General features: G+C 44.0%; 16 protein-coding genes. 10 read left to right on the forward strand and 6 right to left on the reverse strand.

Translation table 11 applies throughout. The annotated features are described in order from the left end of the window. Positions 1–41 precede the first annotated feature (41 nt). Entirely contained in the window at positions 42–1,148 is a 1,107-nt protein-coding gene (locus tag EMP01_RS08910) for a glycosyltransferase (protein WP_161971276.1), read from the reverse strand. Positions 1,149–1,291: 143 nt separating this feature from the next. Here EMP01_RS08910 and EMP01_RS15770 point away from each other — a divergent pair, with 143 nt between their 5' ends. From EMP01_RS15770 to EMP01_RS08925, 4 genes are all read left to right on the forward strand, one after another. Next, on the forward strand, positions 1,292–1,426 hold the full coding sequence (locus EMP01_RS15770; RefSeq protein ID WP_262707777.1) for a hypothetical protein: 135 nt from the start codon (positions 1,292–1,294) through the stop codon (positions 1,424–1,426). Positions 1,427–1,524: 98 nt separating this feature from the next. Continuing rightward, positions 1,525–3,948 carry a TonB-dependent receptor gene (locus EMP01_RS08915; RefSeq protein WP_129021160.1) on the forward strand — a complete coding sequence of 808 codons (2,424 nt, stop codon included), beginning with the start codon at positions 1,525–1,527 and terminating at the stop codon, positions 3,946–3,948. Between the two features lie 148 nt (positions 3,949–4,096). Then, positions 4,097–5,746 carry a S41 family peptidase gene (locus tag EMP01_RS08920; RefSeq protein WP_129021161.1) on the forward strand — a complete coding sequence of 550 codons (1,650 nt, stop codon included), beginning with the start codon at positions 4,097–4,099 and terminating at the stop codon, positions 5,744–5,746. Between the two features lie 110 nt (positions 5,747–5,856). Continuing rightward, a complete protein-coding gene (locus EMP01_RS08925; protein WP_129021162.1) occupies positions 5,857–7,776 on the forward strand; it encodes a T9SS type A sorting domain-containing protein in 1,920 nt (639 codons plus the stop codon). A 55-nt stretch (positions 7,777–7,831) separates the two neighbouring features. Here EMP01_RS08925 and EMP01_RS08930 read toward each other — a convergent pair whose 3' ends face one another. From EMP01_RS08930 to EMP01_RS08940, 3 genes are read right to left on the reverse strand one after another with little or no spacing between them, the layout of a single operon-like run. Next, positions 7,832–8,482: a hypothetical protein gene (locus tag EMP01_RS08930; protein ID WP_129021163.1), complete on the reverse strand. Its 651-nt coding sequence runs from the start codon at positions 8,480–8,482 to the stop codon at positions 7,832–7,834. Between the two features lie 28 nt (positions 8,483–8,510). Further along, on the reverse strand, positions 8,511–8,999 hold the full coding sequence (locus tag EMP01_RS08935; protein WP_129021164.1) for a hypothetical protein: 489 nt from the start codon (positions 8,997–8,999) through the stop codon (positions 8,511–8,513). A gap of 11 nt (positions 9,000–9,010) precedes the next feature. Next, positions 9,011–9,790 (reverse strand): alpha/beta fold hydrolase, encoded by a 780-nt coding sequence (locus EMP01_RS08940; protein WP_129021165.1) that lies wholly within the window; start codon positions 9,788–9,790, stop codon positions 9,011–9,013. Between the two features lie 133 nt (positions 9,791–9,923). Between EMP01_RS08940 and EMP01_RS08945 the strand changes: the two genes are divergently transcribed. From EMP01_RS08945 to EMP01_RS08970, 6 genes are all read left to right on the forward strand, one after another. Then, on the forward strand, positions 9,924–11,507 hold the full coding sequence (locus EMP01_RS08945) for a peptide chain release factor 3 (protein ID WP_129021166.1): 1,584 nt from the start codon (positions 9,924–9,926) through the stop codon (positions 11,505–11,507). A 44-nt stretch (positions 11,508–11,551) separates the two neighbouring features. Continuing rightward, positions 11,552–12,202 (forward strand): LysE family translocator, encoded by a 651-nt coding sequence (locus tag EMP01_RS08950; RefSeq protein ID WP_129021167.1) that lies wholly within the window; start codon positions 11,552–11,554, stop codon positions 12,200–12,202. A 232-nt stretch (positions 12,203–12,434) separates the two neighbouring features. Continuing rightward, on the forward strand, positions 12,435–15,197 hold the full coding sequence (locus EMP01_RS08955) for a bifunctional aconitate hydratase 2/2-methylisocitrate dehydratase (RefSeq protein WP_129021168.1): 2,763 nt from the start codon (positions 12,435–12,437) through the stop codon (positions 15,195–15,197). A 279-nt stretch (positions 15,198–15,476) separates the two neighbouring features. Continuing rightward, positions 15,477–17,702 carry an aconitate hydratase gene (locus EMP01_RS08960; RefSeq protein ID WP_262707778.1) on the forward strand — a complete coding sequence of 742 codons (2,226 nt, stop codon included), beginning with the start codon at positions 15,477–15,479 and terminating at the stop codon, positions 17,700–17,702. 325 nt (positions 17,703–18,027) lie between these two features. Then, positions 18,028–18,591 (forward strand): ExbD/TolR family protein, encoded by a 564-nt coding sequence (locus EMP01_RS08965; protein ID WP_129021170.1) that lies wholly within the window; start codon positions 18,028–18,030, stop codon positions 18,589–18,591. Between the two features lie 77 nt (positions 18,592–18,668). Further along, positions 18,669–19,301, forward strand: coding sequence for a YiiX/YebB-like N1pC/P60 family cysteine hydrolase (locus EMP01_RS08970; RefSeq protein ID WP_129021171.1), 633 nt, complete (start codon positions 18,669–18,671; stop codon positions 19,299–19,301). 79 nt (positions 19,302–19,380) lie between these two features. On the opposite strand, the gene EMP01_RS08975 is transcribed toward EMP01_RS08970, so the two are convergent. Together EMP01_RS08975 and EMP01_RS08980 are read right to left on the reverse strand one after the other, a co-directional pair. Beyond that, complete coding sequence (locus tag EMP01_RS08975; protein WP_129021172.1) at positions 19,381–19,971, reverse strand: hypothetical protein; 591 nt, start codon at positions 19,969–19,971, stop codon at positions 19,381–19,383. 5 nt (positions 19,972–19,976) lie between these two features. Then, entirely contained in the window at positions 19,977–20,423 is a 447-nt protein-coding gene (locus EMP01_RS08980) for a hypothetical protein (protein WP_161971278.1), read from the reverse strand. Positions 20,424–20,610: the final 187 nt, after the last annotated feature.

Raw genomic sequence — 20,610 nt, forward strand, 5'->3', positions numbered from 1 at the left:
GCGTAATGATTTTAACAACCGAAACTGGGCGATTTATGAATTTATTTGTAAAGCTGCTGCCGAAGCCACAGGGACAAGGCTTTGAGGCCATTGCCATTACGGTCTGTACTGGTTTTTGTTGAGATGTTATGGTGCTTATTGTATATATGTGCGATCCCTGCTTCCAGTTGAATATTGTCCTGGCTATATTGTACCGCCCTGCCCGAATCTGCCCAGTAACGGGCCAGGTATTCCTGTTCTGTTTGTCCCGGAGTAGGAATCAGTATGGCCGGTTTTTGCAGGTAGTCCAGGTCCATAAGGGTAGAGTAACCGCTGCGGCAGATCACCAGCCGGGCAGTAGCCATGGCCTCTTGCAGTGCTGCACCGCCCAGGTAAGGGTAATATTGTATATGTTCCGGACAATGATCCGGTGCTTTACCTTTTATATTTCCGGCAACAAAAATAAAACGGTAGTCGGTCAGGGTACAGCATTGGCACCAGAGCATATGCTCCAGCTGGCTGCGCATGGGTTCTGGTCCGGATAATAAAACCAGGCAGTGGTCAGCTGTAGTATCCGGCGCAGCATACCGCATAAACTGCGATAAGGGGCCTATATAAGTGGCATTATCCGGCATCTTTTCCGGATGGGCCAGTATACCCGAAAGCCCTTTGGTCGCATCATCTACCACCCAGCATTGATCAAAACGCTCCAGCATACTTCGGTGGCGGGATAGCAGCACTTTATCGGCAAGCTTGCCCATACCACTTAAAATCTGCACCTGGTGGGTCATGATAATGGATGTCAGCGCCGGATGGTATAATCCGTAACGGTTATCAGAAATGATAATATCAAACTGATGTTGTGCCTGTACCCGTTTCAGCCAGCGATGTTCATATATAATACGCCCGATGATCTTGGGGATCTGCAGGAGCAGCTTAGGCATAAACATCTTTGCATTGCGGCTGTAGCGGATTTCATATCCTTTTAACGGCAGCATCTGCAATCCTGGAAACTGTGCTTTCAATATACTTGCCGGTGCACCCTCTGCTGCTGCAATAACAGTGTGTCCTTCCTGCAACAATGCAGCTATGACCGGAAGGCAGCGGGTAGTATGACCCAGCCCCCAGTCCAGTGGTGCAATCAGTATTTTTTTAGGAAGAGCAGACAATATGAAAAGATTATGTAGGGATAAACGATTTATGCCTTTATTTTTATAATTTTGAAGGACACAATCCGCATCCGGAATGATCCTGTGCACAAAGAAAAGAAAAAAACAGGAATACCTCCGGCGGATATAAATGGTTGAAACAAATGAAGCGTAATAAAATATGGGGGATATTGGGTGTATTAATGGTGCTGTCCCTTTGCCTGCAAAGCTGTGCAACCGGTAAAAAAGGTTGTGGTTGTGGTAATGACATCAACCGTATGTATCAGAAAAAGCGCTAAACCCCGCCCGAAACCCGTTTTGCCTGCAAGAGCAGGAACGCCCACCCTAAAAGGTAGCAATAATCCGTGCCGGATTTTCGTTTACTTGAAAGATCACTATGCAATATAAAAAAAACTTATTCATACTCTTAGGCTGCCTGTGTAGCAGCCTGTTTGCTGTAGCGCAGAACAGTACCCTGTCCGGGAAAATCATGGATACCGAAGGTAAGCCTATTCGTGATGCACAGGTACAGCTGCAGAAAACAGAGCTTGTCGTATTCTCCGACTCACTGGGTAATTATACTATTGAAATTCCTTCCGGCAAAAGACTGAACCTGAAAGCATCATTGATGGGTTACGAATCAGAACCGTTCAATGTAACCGTAGAGGCAGGGCAGCACCTGGTACGAAATGTATATCTGGAGCAAAATGCAACTTTACTGAACGAGGTTGAGGTAAAAGATGAGAAGATAAGAGGTGAGGTGGGTACCATTGGTATCAATACTAAAGATGTAGATAAGTTACCGAGCACCATTGGGGGTATTGAAGGGCAGCTGAAGGTATTGGTAGGTAGCCGGAATGAACTGACTTCCCAGTATACCGTACGTGGTGGTAACTTTGATGAAAACCTGGTTTATGTCAACGATTTTGAGATCAATCGTCCTTTCCTCGTCCGCAGTGGACAACAGGAGGGCTTGAGTTTTGTAAACACTGACCTGGTAGGTAGTGTAAACTTTTCTGTTGGCGGCTTTCAGGCGAAGTATGGCGATAAAATGTCTTCTGTACTGGATGTAACTTATAAAAGACCTAAATCATTCTCCGGTTCGGCAATGGTAAGCCTGCTGGGCTTCCAGGCCCACCTGGCGGGTGCTTCCAAAAAACAAAGACTGACTTACCTGATCGGTTTCCGCCAGAAATCGAACCGCTACCTGTTGCAGTCTCAGATCACAAAAGGGCAGTACAATCCTTCTTTCAGCGATCTGCAGGCTTTAATCAATTATAAAATATCGCGCAGCCTGGAGCTGGAGTTTATCGGTAACTATGCCCTGAACCGTTTTCGTTTTGAACCGGAGAGTTCCCGTACCGCATTCGGTTCCATTACGCAGGCGCTTGCTTTTAATGTATTGTATGATGGTTCTGAAATAGACCAGTTTGACAATGCTTTCGGAGGGGTATCGCTTACGTATAAACCTAATGACCGCCTGAAACTGAAAGTACTGGGCGGTATGTTCCAGTCTAATGAGCAAGAGACCTTTGATATTATGAGCCAATACCAGTTATCGCTGGTAGAGCTGGATCTGGGTAGCAAAAACCTGGGTGAAGATAAGATCAGTCTGGGTTCCGGTGCCATACACCGTTATGCCCGCAACTTTCTCCAGGCAGCTGTGGCCAATGTCGGTTTACGTGGGTCCTACGATGGAGGTAAGCACTACCTCTCTTTCGGTGCTGACTTATCTCATGTGGTGATCTATGACCGCCTGATGGAGTGGGAGCGCAGAGACAGTGCTGGTTTCTCTATTCCATACGATCCGTATCAGGTGAATATGTACCAGAGCTTCCGCGCAGATAATGAACTGAATTATAATAAAGTTGCTGCATTTGTGCAGGACAATATTTTACTGAATAAGGATATGATCCTGAGCCTTGGGCTGAGAGGAACGTATTCTTTCCTGAATAAAGAAATGCTCTGGAGCCCAAGAGGTAACTTCAGTTTCAAGCCGGACTGGGATGCCAATATCCTGTTTAAGATAGCAGCGGGTATGTATGCCCAACCGCCATTCTATCGTGAGATGCGCGCACTCGACGGTACACTGAATACGGCATTGAAAGCACAGAAATCGGCACACTTCGCCGCCGGTACCGATTATAACTTCGTTGCGCTGGGCGATCGTCCGTTCAAACTTACAGCTGAGGTATACTACAAATCATTATGGGACCTGGTGCCTTATGAATATGATAATGTACGCATCCGCTATGCAGCCAATAACAACAGTAAAGGTTATGCCTACGGTGGAGAAGTAAGATTGTTCGGTGACCTGGTAAAAGACGCAGAATCCTGGGTGAGCCTGGGTTATCTGAAAACTATGGAGCGCATACTGGACCCGGCAACCAATACCTATGGCGATTATAAACCACGTCCTACCGATGGTCGGGTAACCTTTGGGGTATTCTTCTCCGATTACCTGCCGCAGAACCACAACTTTAAAGTATACCTGAATATGATGTATGCAACCGGCCTACCGGTGCCGCCTCCTGGTTATACCTTCAACAAAGTAGAAAGCTTCCGTCTGCCGGATTATAAAAGAGTAGATATAGGTTTCTCTGCCTTGCTGCTTGACGGGGTGAAGAATCCTGCCCGTGCTTACAGTATTTTTAAAGGCGTGAAATCGGTTTGGGTGAGCCTGGAAGTGTTTAACCTGCTGGGTATTTCCAATACACTTTCTTATGAGTATATCCAGTCGCTGAATACAGATATGAACTTCTATATTCCCAATCGTTTAACCTCAAGACTGATCAATTTTAAAATAGCCGCTAAGTTTTAATCATCACATTTAGAAGTATTATATAAAAAACGCCCGCGATATTTTCGGGCGTTTTTTATTGTGAAATTTTTTCTGGTAAATACCCCGTTCGGGGTTAGAATATTGCAGTTTAAAACTGTATTTTCGTCACATAATTTTTCTTATCATTATGTATAAAATATTTATCCTCTTTTCCTTTACCTTGCTCTTTGGTGCCTGTAAAACTGTGGAGCGGAATAACAGGCTGCGCAATACGGCCATATCTGTTCACAAGCTGCAGAAAGATATAAATTTTGTAGAAAAGAAACTGATTAAGAAGCATCCGAATTACGACTGGTATACGAGTAAAGAGGCCATGGCTTATAAGTTTGACAGCTTGCGTAAGGTGGTGAATCACCGCATGACACCAAATGAGTTCTTTCTGGCCATCAGCCCGGTAGTTGCATCGGTACACCAGGGTCATATGACTATGCTACCCCTGGCTAAAAAATATACCCGCAAAGAAGCGAAAGCCATGAACGAAGCGGGGAAAGGGCCGGTATCACAGTTTGACTATTTCTGGGAACAGGGGAAGCTGTATGTGCTCAATAACCATTCTATACACAAAGAGATCAAAAGAGGTGCAGAGGTACTGGCTATAAAAGGTGTCTGGACTAAAGCGGTGTACGAAAAATACAGAAATACTTTTACTTCCGATGGATATAACCAGACCTTTATCCGTAAGATATTTGCCCGAAGGTTTCCTGTATACCTGATAGAAGAGATTGGTGTGAATGACAGCCTGCCATTTGTGATACGCCAGGGCGATTCTACATTTACTACAATGGTACACCGCCTGAAAGATACTACGGCTGAAGAAGAGACACCTAAAAAAGAAAAGCAGAAGATTGCCAAAACAACCGTTTCGCCGGTAGTCAAAGACACTGTTTTGCAACAGGATTCTGTAACCAAAGCGACAGCGTTGGCCAAAAAAGAAACAGAAAAACAGGAAGAGCGTAACCAGAGTGTTTATGGGTATGATAAGGAAACAAAGAAGTATACCCGTAGCCTGAGCTTTGCCGGCAAAGACAGTGCTGTGGCTATTGTAACCATCAGACAGTTTATGGGTGGGCAATTCCGCAAAGCCTATGCAGAGATATTTGATTCTATCCGCAAGCAGGACTGTAGCACGCTGATTCTGGATATCAGGGATAATCCTGGTGGTAGCGCCAAGGAGATTGTAAAACTTTATGAATACCTGGCCGATACCAACTTTACTTTTTACAGACCTACACAGGTAGTGTCCAAAACAAGTATGCTGCGCGCCGGTTTGTTCCAGCGGGTACCTAAGTTTGCCTACCCGTTTATGGCACTATTCTATCCATTCTATGCCGGAGACCGTTTCTTTGGTACGCGTAAAGATGACGGAAAATATTATTATCATAACTTATATGGTACAGATGAAAACAAGCCCCGGGCCAATGCGTTCAAGGGCAAGATCTATGTGCTCATCAATGGTGGCTGTTTCTCTGCTGCCTGTCTGTTATCTTCTGAGCTGAAAGCCTTGCCTAATGTAACGTTCGTTGGAGAAGAAACCGGCGGAGACTTTAATGGTACAGTTGCAGGAGTAATGCCGCTGTTCCGTTTGCCACATTCCCGTCTGCCCTGGAGAATGGGCCTGATGCACATTCGTCCGGAAAATGGAACTGAAGTAAAAGGACGAGGTATCTTCCCGGATAAGGAGATTATCCAGACCTACGAAGACAAGAAAAATGATAAAGATCCGGAGATGGATTGGGTCATGAAACAAATAGAACCACAACCTCAATTACAACCATAAAACAAAAGAGCGGCAATAGCCGCTCTTTTGTTTTATATCCTTTATTTATGTGTTAAGCTTGCAAATAATATATATATGCTTTATTTTTATTGCACTATAAAACATTTCCCATGAAACATTTTTATTCCCTCTTTGCCCTGTTATCATGCTTTGTGACCACCGTCCGCGCCCAGGATTTTCGTTGGGCCAAACAGATTGGCGGCACCGGCAATGAATACATTACTGATAAGACCTTTGACAAAATGCAGCGCCTCGTCTGTGTAGGCAATGCAAACGCTGTTGCAGACCTGGATCCGGGGCCGAATACATTTACCGTGACAGGAAGTATCAATAACCCTAAAAGCTTTGTGACCAAAATGGACACTGCCGGTACTGTACTCTGGATCGATACCTTCGGGGGCAGTAATGGTGCTATGTATACAGAATCTGTAACGACCGATGCGGGTAATGCTATCTATATAACGGGCAGCTTTCGTGGTACCGTAGATTTTGATCCGGGACCAGGACAGCAGTTGTATACCAGTACCTCCAATACCGGATCCATCTTCTTTCTTAAATTAAATACCAATGGTGTCCTGCAATGGGTTAATGTTTTGAGCGGAACCGCATTAAACGTTAACCAGGGCTACGATATTATTGTATCTAAAGAAAACGGAATTCTCGTTTCCGGAACATTCGGTACCGGAAATATTGACTTTGATCCGGGACCGGGCACTTACCTGCTGACAGCACCGGTACGCCATATATTTGTAGCTAAGTATAACCTCGATGGCGGCCTGATATGGGCCAAAAGCTATGGTGGCGACGGACCGGAAGAATCCTGTAAGATGGATACCGATTACGAAGGTAATATTTACCTCACCGGCCAGTTCTCTTCTAACTGTGATTTCGATCCGGGCCCTGCTGCGGTGATTCCTTATCCTAACTCAGAGGAAAAGCTATATGTAGTAAAATGGGATAAAAACGGAAACTTTAAATGGGTCCGTTGCTTTATCGGTACCGGTGGCAGTTCCTACAGTAATGATATCGATTACGACTTGAAAGATAATCTATATGTCTGCGGCGGATATAGTGGCACCATGAATTTTAACGATGGAGGCGATGGTGGTATGATGACCTCTTCTCCTTACCTCAGTAGTTTTGTGGTAAAGCTGGATACTGCCGGTGAATTTAAATGGTCTTTCTCTGTAGACTACAGCACAGCAAACCGTGGCTATGTAGACAAGTTTAATAATTACTATATCACCGGCTACTATCATAATACTGCAGTAGATTTTGACCCGGGACCCGGTACGTATACGATACCTTCGGCGGGTAATGTGCAAACCTATATCTGTAAATATGATTCCAGTAAACACTTTCTCTGGGGCCGCGCACTGCAGTCTACTTTTGTCTCCCGTGGCAATACCATTGAGCTGGATACCACAGGTCAGATCTTTGTCAGCGGCGAGTTTAACCAGACCGTAGATTTTAATCCGGGTGCGCCAACTTATAGCCTCACCTCCAATGGTGGAGAGGATATATACCTGTTGAAATTATTTCAGTGTTATTTAGATCCGCGGGTAACAATACAGAACCAAACCCTGACGGCGATGGGTACTGGTATAAACTATCAATGGATTGACTGTAACACCGGGCAGCTGGTATCCGGTGCTACTAATGCTACATTTACGCCGACACAGACCGGAGACTATGCCCTGGCGGTCAGCAGCAGTAACGGTTGCCGCGATACTTCCGATTGTTTTCATATCACCATCAATACGAACAGCATTACAGAACAGCAGCTCGCGTCACGCATGCAGCTATATCCCAATCCTGGTTCTGGAGTCTATAACCTGGTACTGCCGGAAGGATATCATCAGGCAACTGCAGGTGTCTATGACGTATTGGGCAGAGCAGTTCAGAATAGTAACATAAACCAGCAAAAGAGTGTACTGTCTTTAGGTTTGCCTTCTGGTATATATATGCTTAAGATTACCCTTCCTGATGGACTGATCCTGCATCGCAAACTCATTCATACAAACCCTTAGATAATAAGCGTTCAACATAAAACAGGCTGCATGATTCATGCAGCCTGTTTTATGTTTATGGTGTTGTTGTTTTGTCTTCGCGCACTTTGTTGGGACCAATGAACCAGCCTATGGATAATGATAATTGTGGCGCAAATTCCTTTGCCGTATATTGATCATTTATACATAGTCCGTATCCTATAGAAAAATCTGTGTATAATCTATTAGATGTTAAGTAATTTAAGTGGCCCAGCTGTGCGGCATAGAAAAATACAGGCCTCATTTCGTAATTGTCTTTACCTATATATTCTATTTGTGCACCTCTGTAGCGAAGCAGCACACCGAGGTAGCCACCATTTGGCAGATAATTGCCGCGGTGTCTCAAGTAGTACCGGTAAGAGCCACTAACCATAAAACTGGACCATGCATGGAAATCTCCCAATAACGACATGTCTCTAGGATTTGGCTGTTGCTTTTGTGTGTTGGCAAATTTAGGGTCACTAAAGCCGGCTATAGTATAACCATATCCCCACCCCAAGGAAACACTATTCCAGCGGTTGATATTATATGATACTTTAGCCTCGGCAGATATAATGCCAAGCTCTATGCTTGTTCTTAATTTGGGATTCGGGAATTTAGGTTTGTGTTTTGTTTGTGCCAACAGGCTACCGCTCATCAATAATAGTGCTGCGGAACAAAACAATTTTCCGGGTAGAAATTGATACATATTGTTTTATGGGTATTCAGGAGAAAAATCAAAAAGGAATTCCTTTCAAAGAGTGCTCGATATGTACATCGATCATTTGTGAGAAGGAGTCATAGGGCGCATCCCAGATCATCTCACCTTCATCTGTATCATATGCGGGGGATATAGAGCAGTTCCAGGGCTTAGGATCGTCGCCTTCATCCAGGTAGATAAAGGTGCCACACTTGCCTTCAAAGATATGGACCATTACTATTGGCCGCGATATATCAAAGCCCCTTTTACCTAATTCGGCTCTAAAATACAGGGATGCCTTCGGGATATTTTTACCACCTTCATTCATGGAGATACAATTGAAATCTCCTCCGATATACAGATACTCCCGAAAGGTTTGCGGAAAAGGCTTTGCCTCATTGAGTGCCAGTTCCATTTCCACGATCTCTGCTTCGCTAAGACCGCTTGGAATTCCGAACCGTGCAATTTTAGGCCCTAATCCTTTACGTTTATAATCTTCGTAATTTTTTAGAAAATGTATGGTCATGTAACAGTTGACTATTTGCCCTTTTGTAAAAAGGAAAATACTTCGCGGTTAAATACATCCGGTTGTTCTACATTCACCACATGACCGCAGTCCGGGATAATGTGCAGTTGCGCATTACGATGGTGCCCGGTCAGCTTTTGAATAGCAGGCAGGAACATGTAGTCTTCTGCACCCATAATGTATAAAGTACGTACATGTGTCTCCTTCATACGGAAGAATGCTACCAGTGGGTTCAGGGTAGTAAAGAGGGTTACCCATTTCTTAAACTCTTTCTGGTATAATTTCTTCGCTTCGTTGATGAACAGCAGTCTCGACTCTTTGTGATTCTTTTTAGGCATCACAATAAAGGCAAAGAAGCTGTACAGGAACATATAAGGAATAACAGACTTGCTGAGGCGGGCAATATTCATCAGGAAGCGTGAACGAAGATTCAGCTTCATCACCGCACCGCCCATCACCAGGCTGCTTACCCGGTCAGGGTAGCGCTCGGCCAGGTCACGGATGATGACCGTACCCAAAGAGATGCCCACAAAATGGCTTTGCGCTATACCGGCATGCTCCATAACCTCGATGATATCATCGCCGATCTCAGAGAAGGAATAGCGGCCTTTCTGTTTTGTTTTATGATCTTTAGAACCGCCGTGCCCGCGCAGATCCACCATCAGCAGGTTATATTCTGAGGCAAAAGTCTTGATCTGTTTAAACCAGATGGTGCTACTACCCCCCGCGCCATGCACGAAAGTGATCCAGGGAGCATCGTCCCGCAGTATGAATGTCTTATAATGAAGCAAAATTATCTCTCTTAACGGGCGCGAAAATACGACTTTACTACGGAATATTATAATATATAGTATCTCTTATCAGTGATATGCATAGCTCTTTGTTTCACGTTAACACATAAGGTATTATCTTTGCACCCGAATTATGAAATACCAAAACGAAATTAATCGTCGCAAAACCTTTGCTATTATTTCCCACCCGGATGCCGGTAAGACCACATTGACCGAAAAACTGCTGTTATTTGGTGGTGCCATCCAGGTAGCCGGAGCGGTAAAAAGTAATAAGATCAAAAAGGGAGCCACATCGGATTTTATGGAGATCGAGCGCCAGAGAGGTATCTCTGTTGCCACCTCTGTAATGACCTTTGAGTACAAAGATCTCCTGATCAACCTGCTCGATACACCAGGTCACAAGGACTTTGCTGAAGATACTTATCGTACCCTCACTGCCGTGGACAGCGTTATTCTGGTGATTGACAGTGTGAATGGGGTAGAGGAGCAGACCCGCCGCCTGATGGAGGTATGTCGTATGCGCGATACACCGGTAATTGTGTTCGTTAATAAAATGGACCGTGACGGTAAGTTTCCTTTTGACCTGATCGATGAGATCGAAAAAGAACTGAATATTTCCTTGCATCCTCTGACCTGGCCTATTAATATGGGTCGCGAGTTCAAAGGGGTATATAATTTATACGAAAAAAGCCTGAACCTGTTTACGCCTAGTCAAAAGGCAACAGAAGAGAACAGTGTGGCCATCAATGATATTAATGATGCATTACTGGATCAGAAAGTAGGGGCAAAAGATGCAGCACAGCTGCGCGAAGATGTAGAACTGCTGGATGGTGTATATGGCGAGCTGGATGGCGAAGCCTATATGAAAGGACAAATAGCGCCTGTATTCTTCGGTTCGGCCGTAAATAACTTCGGTATCCGTGAGATGCTGGACACATTTGTGCGTATTGCGCCAAATCCATTGTGCCGTGCCACAGATGTAAGAGAAGTATGTCCCGGCGAGCCTAAGTTCAGCGGGTTTATCTTTAAGATTCACGCCAACCTGGACCCTAGACACCGTGACCGTATCGCCTTCCTGCGTGTATGTTCCGGTCGCCTGGAGCGCAACAAAAGCTATAAGCATGTGCGACTGGATAAGGATATGAAGTTCAGTAACCCGTATACCTTCCTGGCCCGCAGCAAAGAAGTGGTGGACGATGCCTATCCTGGTGATGTAGTAGGTCTGTTCGATACCGGTAACTTTAAGATCGGTGATACACTGACAGAAGGGGAGAAAATGATGTTTACCGGAATGCCGAGCTTCTCTCCGGAGCTGTTCCGTGAAGTGGTGAATAAAGATCCGATGAAGACCAAGCAACTGGAAAAAGGTTTACGCCAGCTGACGGATGAGGGGGTAGCACAGTTGTTTACCCAGCACGGTGGTAACCGTAAAATAATCGGCTGTGTGGGAGACCTGCAGTTCGAGGTTATTCAATATCGTTTATTACAGGAGTATGGTGCTTCGGTAGATTTTGTGCCTTTGTCTTTCTACAAAGCATGCTGGATTACCGGGGAAAAGAAAAAGATCGATGAGTTTACCCGCTTCAAGCAGGCAAATATCATGGAAGATAAAGATGGTAACCTGGTTTACCTGGCACAGAGCGAGTGGTTCCTGAACACAGAACGCCAGAATAATCCGGATATTGAATTCCATTTCACCAGCGATTATAAACACTAATAATCGTATCTTGCTTTTTCATTGCATATTAAACCGAAACTCTTTTGACGTACTCTGAAGCAATCATAAAAGGTATATTCCTTGGGCTGTTCATGGCGATCTCAGTGGGGCCAACGCTATTTGCAATTATCCGCTACAGCATGCACCATAGTTACAGGGCTGGCCTGGCCTTTGTACTGGGAGTAAGTGTGAGCGATATCCTGTATGTGACCCTGGCTAATATTGCTACACAATGGATGACCTTCCTGGAAGATCACCAGAAAACGGTAGGATATGTGGGCAGTGGCCTTTTCCTGATCATGGGTTTGTACGGCTTACTGAAGAAATTTAAGCCCAAAAAACCAAATCGTGATCAGAAGACGATGAAGATCAGCCGTAGTGCTTATTTCCAGATATGGCTCAGTGGCTTCCTGATGAACACGCTGAATCCTGGAGTAGTACTTACCTGGGTAGGTGCAGTAGCCCTCATTGCCGGTCCTTCTGTAGAGGCTTCTCATAAAGTAGTCCTGTTCAGTACCTGTCTGGGACTGGTATTAGGTATCGACTTTCTGAAAGTATTCCTGGCCGATAAGATCCGCCATAAACTAAACCTGCGTACAATTATGTACATTAATAAGATCAGTGCTATATGCATTTTTGCACTGGGCCTTATCCTGCTGATCAAAACCCATTTCAACCTGGGCGTATCACACTAATCCAGATAATTTAATGATAAACATGTATATACATCCTTTGTAGCTGAGTTTGCTTATAAAGGATGTATATACTTATATAGATGTTTTTTACATTCTCGTGACGATTTTGTCGAAGGGTTTTTTTTAGTTATGATTATTGATTAAATTTGCAAGCCTTGGAGCACATGCTCAAACACAGTTTAACAAAGTAAATGGCAGCATCTGAATCTGCCGACTATATTTTCAATTTTATATGAACATCTACCAGGATTACCTTAAAGAGATCGAAGAAAGAAAAGCCGAGGGGCTTCATCCAAAACCCATTGATGCTGCTGAGCTGTTATGGGAAATTATTGCACAGATCAAAGATACAGCCAGTCCGTATCGTGAAGATTCTCTTCAGTTTTTTATCTATAACACATTGCCGGGTACTACAAGCGCAGCCAGTGCTAAAGCCAGGTTCTTAAAAGAGATCATTCTGGGTGAATCCGTGGTAGAAGAAATTACACCTGCTTTTGCTTTCGAACTGTTATCTCATATGAAAGGTGGTCCTTCTATCGAAGTATTGCTGGATCTGGCGCTGGGAGCAGATGTTGCTATTGCACAAGCTGCTGCTGAAGTATTGAAAACACAGGTTTTCCTTTATGATGCCGATACAGATCGTTTAAAAGAGGCCTTTAAAAACGAAAACGCAGTTGCTAAAGATATCCTGGAAAGCTATGCGAAAGCAGAGTTTTTTACCAAGCTGCCGGAAGTTCCTGAGGAAATCCAGGTAGTTACATTTATTGCCGGTGAAGGTGATATTTCTACGGATTTACTGTCTCCGGGTAACCAGGCGCACTCCCGTTCTGACCGTGAATTACACGGTTTATGCATGATCACTCCTCAGGCACAATCTGAGATCAGAGGGCTGCAGGTACAGCATCCTGATAAGAGCGTGATGCTGATTGCTGAAAAAGGTACCATGGGTGTGGGTTCTTCAAGAATGTCAGGAGTAAACAACGTGGCACTCTGGACCGGTAGAAAAGCCAGTCCGTATATCCCGTTTGTGAATATCGCCCCTATTGTAGGTGGTACTAACGGTATTTCTCCGATCTTCTTAACTACAGTTGACGTAACCGGTGGTATCGGTATCGATCTGAAAAACTGGGTGAAGAAAGTGGATGCAGACGGAAATGTAGTACGTAATGAAAACGGAGATCCTATCCTGGAAGAAGTTTACTCAGTAGCTACAGGTACGGTATTGACCATTAATACAAAGAAGAAAAAATTATACAACGGCGATCAGGAACTGATTGATCTTTCGAAATCATTTACGCCTCAGAAAATGGAATTCATCAAGGCGGGTGGTTCTTACGCGATCGTATTTGGTAAGAAAATCCAGACGATTGCCGCAAATATCTTAGGCATTGAGCCGGCTGCTGTCTTTGCTCCTTCTAAAGAAATTTCTATCGAAGGTCAGGGTCTGACTGCTGTAGAAAAAATATTCAACAAAAATGCGGTAGGCATTACTCAGGGCAAAGTATTACATGCTGGTTCTGATGTACGAGTAGAAGTAAATATCGTAGGTTCTCAGGATACTACCGGTCTGATGACGGCACAGGAACTGGAATCTATGGCGGCTACCGTTATTTCTCCGATCGTAGACGGTGCTTACCAATCAGGTTGTCACACCGCTTCTGTATGGGATAAAAAAGCGCAGGCTAACATTCCTAAGCTGATGAAGTTTATGAATGACTTCGGTGTAATCACTGCCCGTGACCCTAAAGGCGAGTATCATTCTATGACCGATGTAATTCATAAAGTATTAAATGATATTACGATCGATGAATGGGCTATCATTATCGGAGGTGACTCACACACCCGTATGTCTAAAGGCGTAGCTTTCGGTGCGGACTCCGGTACCGTTGCCTTAGCTTTAGCTACTGGTGAGGCTTCTATGCCAATTCCTGAATCTGTAAAAGTAACATTCAAAGGCAGCATGAAAGAGCACATGGATTTCCGTGATGTGGTACATGCTACACAATTGCAGATGCTACAGCAGTTCGATGGTGAGAACGTATTCCAGGGTCGTATCATCGAGGTACATATCGGTACATTGCTTGCAGACCAGGCATTTACCTTTACGGACTGGACTGCAGAGATGAAAGCAAAAGCATCTATCTGTATCTCCCAGGATGATACCTTAATCGAATCTTTAGAGATCGCGAAAAGCCGCATCCAGATCATGATTGAAAAAGGTATGGATAACAGCAGACAAGTACTGCAAGGCCTGATCAACAAAGCTGATAAACGTATCGCTGAAATCAAATCTGGTGAGAAACCAGCGCTGATGCCGGATGCAAATGCAAAATACTATGCAGAAGTTGTTGTGGATCTGGATGTGATTGATGAGCCGATGATTGCCGATCCTGATGTAAATAATGCAGATGTATCTAAGAGATATACGCACGATACCATTCGTGAACTGTCTTTCTATGGCAATGATAAAAAAGTGGATCTTGGTTTCGTAGGTTCTTGTATGGTGCATAAAGGCGATTTGAAAATCGTTTCTCAGATGCTGAAAAATTTAGAAGAACAGCAGGGCGAAGTTACCTTCAAAGCACCTTTAGTAGTAGCAGCACCTACTTACAATATCATTGATGAATTGAAGGCAGAGGGCGACTGGGATATGCTGCAGAAATATTCCGGCTTTGAGTTCAGCGATTTATTGCCAAAAAATACCGCACGTACAGAGTATGAAAATATCATGTACTTAGAGCGTCCGGGTTGTAACCTGTGCATGGGTAACCAGGAGAAAGCGGCCAAAGGAGATACCGTACTGGCTACCTCTACCCGCCTGTTCCAGGGCAGGGTGGTAGAAGATGCCGAAGGTAAAAAAGGAGAGTCTTTACTGGCTTCTACTCCGGTAGTAGTACTTTCTGCTATTCTGGGTCGCATTCCTAGCATTGAAGAATATAAAACAGCTGTACAGGGCATCAACTTAACTAAGTTTGCTCCGGTAGCAGTTAACTAATAGTTTTAAAATAATAGTTCAGGACCTCTAAGCCTTTAAAAGCTTAGAGGTCTTTTTTATGTGGCGCCTCCCTGTCTTTGAAGACATGAAAAATTGATGAAAACACAGGTTACTTATGGGGCTGTTGGCTGCAATTATTAATGACAAGCTATTTAACAATAAGTAAATTCAACATCACAATTTTTTTTCGTAAATTGTCACTACTTTCTGACAATAGATAAATTAATAAAATTAGATATGGCCTTCGATTTAGATTTAATCAAAAAAGTGTACGCTGAAATGCCTGCAAAGATAGAGGCTGCACGTAAACTGCTTAATCGCCCTTTAACCCTTACAGAAAAAATCCTTTATACACATTTAGACAAAGCAGCTGACAGAGCATTTGTACGTGGAGAGGATTATGTAGACTTCCGACCGGACAGAGTAGCGATGCAGGATGCAACGGCGCAGATGGCATTATTACAATTCATGACCTGTGGCAGGGATAAAGTAGCGGTACCGTCTACGGTGCACTGCGATCACTTGATTCAAGCTAAAGTTGAGGCGGGTACTGACCTTCAGGTTGCCGTAGATAGTAATAAAGAAGTATATGATTTCCTGTCCTCTGTGTCTGATCGTTATGGCCTGGGCTTCTGGAAAGCCGGTGCGGGTATCATTCACCAGGTAGTATTGGAAAACTATGCATTTCCGGGTGGTATGATGATCGGTACGGATTCGCATACGCCTAATGCCGGTGGTCTGGGCATGATCGCGATCGGTGTGGGTGGTGCTGATGCCTGTGATGTAATGGCGGGCCTGGCCTGGGAATTGAAAATGCCTAAACTGATTGGTGTAAAACTGACCGGAAAATTAAACGGTTGGGCTACGCCTAAAGATATCATTTTATGGGTTGCCGGTAAACTGACCGTAAAAGGTGGTACCGGTGCGGTGGTAGAATATTTTGGAGAAGGAGCAACCAGCATCAGCTGTACCGGTAAAGGTACGATTGGTAACATGGGTGCAGAGATCGGTGCGACTACTTCTACATTTGGTTACGACGAGTCTATGGAGCGCTACCTGAGAGCGACAGGTCGTGCCGCAATCGCAGATGCAGCTAATACCGTAAAAGATCATCTGACCGGTGATCCGGAGGTATATGCCAATCCTGAAATGTATTTCGACCAGGTGATAGAATTAGACCTGTCTACTTTAGAGCCATACATCAACGGACCTTTCTCTCCCGATCTGGCTACGCCGATTTCAAAAATGAAAGAAGCTGCTGCTGCCAATGGATGGCCAACCAACCTGGAAGTGGGGCTGATCGGTTCCTGTACCAACTCTTCTTACGAAGACATCAGTCGTGCAGCTAACCTTGCGGAACAAGCGATTGCCAAAAATCTTAAAACTAAAGCAAAATATACCATCACTCCGGGTTCTGAACTGGTAAGGTTTACCATCGAGAGAGATGGATTCATCAATACTTTCGAGAAGATCGGCGGTACGGTGTTTGCCAATGCCTGCGGACCATGTATCGGTATGTGGGCGCGTGAAGGTGCAGAGAAAAAAGAGAAAAATACCATTATTCACTCGTTCAACAGGAACTTCGCGGCACGCCAGGACGGTAATCCTAACACCTATGCATTCGTAGGTAGTCCTGAGATCGTCACAGCGCTGGCGATTGCCGGTGACCTGACGTTCAACCCGCTGACTGATACCCTGACTAACGAGAATGGAGAGCAGGTGAAACTGGACCCGCCTACCGGCTGGGAATTGCCGGTTAAAGGCTTTGCCGTAGAAGATGCCGGTTACCAGGCACCAGCTGCCGATGGCAGTCAGGTAACGGTTGTCGTATCTCCTACATCTGCACGTTTACAATTGTTAGCACCATTTACGCCATGGGAAGGAACAGATCTGAAAGGACTGAAAGTACTGATCAAAGCAAAAGGAAAATGTACTACTGACCATATCTCTATGGCAGGTCCATGGCTGAAGTTCCGTGGTCACCTGGATAATATTTCCAACAACATGCTGATCGGGGCTACCAACTTCTTTAATGAGAAAACCAATACCGTTAAGAATCAGCTGACTGGTGAGTATGGTGAAGTACCGGCGGTACAACGTGCCTACAAAGCAGCCGGTATCGGTTCCATCGTAGTAGGGGATGAAAACTATGGTGAGGGCTCCAGCCGTGAGCATGCCGCTATGGAACCACGTCACCTGGGTGTGCGGGTAGTACTGGTCAAATCATTTGCCCGTATTCACGAGACCAACCTGAAAAAACAAGGTATGCTGGGACTTACATTTGCCGATAAAGCAGATTATGATAAGATCCAGGAAGATGATGTGATTGATGTGTTAGGTCTGACCACATTCGCTCCTGATACCCCGCTGACGCTTGTGTTGCACCATGCAGACGGTACCAGCGAAGAGATCAAAGCAAATCATACCTACAATGCTCAGCAGATTGAATGGTTCAAAGCAGGTAGCGCATTGAACATCATTCGCAAAGAGTTTGGGGTAGCATAATATAAGTACGATCTGTAACAGATCATGTAGTAAATAAACAGGAACCATAATCATATTATGGTTCCTGTTTATTTTTGCTTTAATTGAGTGCCCGCTTTCAAGAAAGAAGTATGATTTTTATTCAGCGATAGACATTTTGATTGGTACTTCGGGAACCTCAGCAACCGGAAGCCTTGTGCCCTTAGGGGCTCGAAGCGTAGACTATTAAATCCCATTTTTGCAGAGAATATTTTGTGCAGAATACTTTCACTTGCGTCTTAAATTTAAATACCATTTTTAACCAGGGAAACAGAATGCAGATTCCTTTCCCTTCAAAAAAGAAATTATGGCTGCAATGGAAATTAAAGGAGGGAAAGGTGCTCCCCGCGTAGATCTCACACCTATGGTAGACTTAGGCTTTCTGTTGATTACGTTCTTTATGTTTACGACTACCATGTCTAAGCCGACGGCTATGGAAATTCAGATGCCCTATAAGGAGCATGATATGGATCGGTCAAAGAGTAGTCTGGTCAAAGAAAGTACGGCAATGACGATACTTTTAAGCAAAGATCATCGTATCTATTATTACTATGGTATGGGTGCTGATCCTAAAAGGCCACCGGAATTAAAGGCGACAAGTTTTGAAAATATTGATGGTATCAGAGATGCTATTATAGCAAAGAAGAAAGAGATCCAGGGTATGATTGATCAGGGTAAACCTGCACTTGATATAAGCGATAAGCTGACCGTCATGGTAAAGCCAGCAGACAACTCAAATACGGAAGACCTGATTAATATACTGGACGAAATGAGTATCAATGCTGTTCCCATATATGCAGTTGTAGATATTACCCCGGAGGATGAAGCATTTCTTGCTGCAATAGAAAAAAGAATGGGATTCGATAAATAGTTACTGTATGATTACTGAAGCGGCACCTGTTTCCTATACTCCTGAAATAGTGTAAATTTGTCCTTCAAATAATTAGAATGAGATACTTTTTAGTATTATTATACTGTTGTGCAGGCCTTTCTGCCTTTGCGATCAAAAAAACGGAATTGAAAGCCGGAGACCTTATATTTCAAAACCTGGATTGTGGTGGGATGTGTGATGCTATTGAAGCCGTAACAGAGGGGTATCATAACAGGGATTTCTCCCATATGGGTATGGTTAGTGTGATGCCGAACGGTACCTATTATGTACTGGAGAGTATTGGCAAGGGCGTGCAGGAAACCGAGCTGGATGAATTCCTGAAACGCAGTACCCATCCGCATCTCGTGGCCCGTGTAAAGAAATCGTACCGTAGCCTGATACCTGCAGCAGTGGCTTTTTGCCAGTCAAAAGTAGGCGGTGCCTATGATGAGGAGTTCCTGTATAATAATGGTAAATATTACTGTTCAGAACTGATCTATGATGCCTTTAAATCGGCTAATGAAGGGCAGCCGTTTTTTCAGCTATATCCGATGACCTATAAAGATCCGGCAACGGGCTCTTTCTACCCCGTGTGGGAAAGCTATTTTCGTAACCTGAAGGTGAGCATTCCGGAAGGGTTGCCGGGATGTAATCCGGGAGGAATGTCGACTTCTGATAAGATAAAAGTACTGGGCGATCTGGAAGGATAATGCAACAATAAAACTTAAATACATCAATAAGGAATGAGGAAAGCGTGCAGCACGTTTTCCTCATTCCTGTTGCGGCAGCTTAAAAGCGATAGCTAATCTGAAAGTTAGTTTGCGTCATCGGTTCATTCAGAGTGAATGCATCGCTAACCTTACCAGTTAGATGAGACCTCATTTTCAATGTAACAATCTTACCAATTCCGAATTCCATACTGATATGGATTCGCTGACTGATGTTGAAGCCTACATAATTATTTAGCATCGGGCCGGCTTCCCAGATATCGTATTTATTTCCTTCAGGTGGGGTGCCGATGCCATAGTCAGTAGACTGTCCGCTTACATAGTAGTAAGAAATGCCTGCACCATAAGTAAATGATTTTCTTTTGATCGGGTAATACCGGAATCCTGGATTTACGATCATCCAGTTTTTGTTTTTTTTACCGAAGTCTACGTTGAAATAATTATTCATAAAGGTATATAGTATGGGTATATTTATTCCCCAACGGCCTTTATTGTCGATTAGTCGTTCATAAGCAATGCCTACACTCCAGTTGTACCTGTTGTAAGTCGCAATCGGGACAATGCTTAAACTGTTTTTAGGAATGACAGCTTGCTGGCCAAAGCTGTTATAACTGCAGATAAGAATCAGGAAAGTGTAAAATGTGTTTCTCATATGGTTTAAAAACGGTATCCGATGCTGAAATTTGCATGACGCATGGTATTGATCTTAAAATTGTAATTGTCAAAATGATCCTTTTCATTCTCGAAATGATTATAAAAACTTGGTCCGTACCCAATTTCCAGATTCAGGTTTATTCTTTTTGATACATTGCATGACAATGAATTGTTCAGCATCAGGCCCAGTTGCCTTATTTGGTAGCGTACAAAGGAGTATGGGTATGACTCATCTATTTGTCCACTAAGGTAAAATACAGAAAGTCCTATGCCATAACTTAATGTCTTCTGGCCGAAAGGATAAAACTTTATTCCGGGGTTTACTTTGAAAAAGTTTTTATAGGTGGATGTTCCGTAGTAGCTATCATCTGATACTTTATTCTTGCCAAAATATACCGGAATGCTCCAGGAAAACCTGTTATCTCTGGCAAATGTACGTTCGTAAGCCACACCCATCTATAATCATAAGTTGTGAAGTAAAGATCAAAAGTAGCCGCAGGAATTATTTTCAGGTTGTTGCGCGGATAGACTTTCTTTTGTGCCTTCGCCGTTCCAAAGACGCTAAGCAGGGAAAGAGTAATTAGTAAATGTTTCATGACTGGAGTTTTGATAAAAGGCCACCCTAAAGGATAATCAT

This window comes from Edaphocola flava (assembly GCF_004118155.1).
GTDB classification, from domain to species: domain Bacteria; phylum Bacteroidota; class Bacteroidia; order Chitinophagales; family Chitinophagaceae; genus Edaphocola; species Edaphocola flava.

Bases quoted from the DNA above. Each gene is read 5' to 3' on its own strand.
- EMP01_RS15770 (WP_262707777.1), top strand. From the start codon at position 1,292: ATGAAGCGTAATAAAATATGGGGGATATTGGGTGTATTAATGGTGCTG.
- EMP01_RS08915 (WP_129021160.1), top strand. From the start codon at position 1,525: ATGCAATATAAAAAAAACTTATTCATACTCTTAGGCTGCCTGTGTAGC.
- EMP01_RS08920 (WP_129021161.1), top strand. From the start codon at position 4,097: ATGTATAAAATATTTATCCTCTTTTCCTTTACCTTGCTCTTTGGTGCC.
- EMP01_RS08925 (WP_129021162.1), top strand. From the start codon at position 5,857: ATGAAACATTTTTATTCCCTCTTTGCCCTGTTATCATGCTTTGTGACC.
- EMP01_RS08930 (WP_129021163.1), bottom strand. From the start codon at position 8,482: ATGTATCAATTTCTACCCGGAAAATTGTTTTGTTCCGCAGCACTATTA.
- EMP01_RS08935 (WP_129021164.1), bottom strand. From the start codon at position 8,999: ATGACCATACATTTTCTAAAAAATTACGAAGATTATAAACGTAAAGGA.
- EMP01_RS08945 (WP_129021166.1), top strand. From the start codon at position 9,924: ATGAAATACCAAAACGAAATTAATCGTCGCAAAACCTTTGCTATTATT.
- EMP01_RS08955 (WP_129021168.1), top strand. From the start codon at position 12,435: ATGAACATCTACCAGGATTACCTTAAAGAGATCGAAGAAAGAAAAGCC.
- EMP01_RS08960 (WP_262707778.1), top strand. From the start codon at position 15,477: ATGCCTGCAAAGATAGAGGCTGCACGTAAACTGCTTAATCGCCCTTTA.
- EMP01_RS08965 (WP_129021170.1), top strand. From the start codon at position 18,028: ATGGCTGCAATGGAAATTAAAGGAGGGAAAGGTGCTCCCCGCGTAGAT.
- EMP01_RS08970 (WP_129021171.1), top strand. From the start codon at position 18,669: ATGAGATACTTTTTAGTATTATTATACTGTTGTGCAGGCCTTTCTGCC.
- EMP01_RS08975 (WP_129021172.1), bottom strand. From the start codon at position 19,971: ATGAGAAACACATTTTACACTTTCCTGATTCTTATCTGCAGTTATAAC.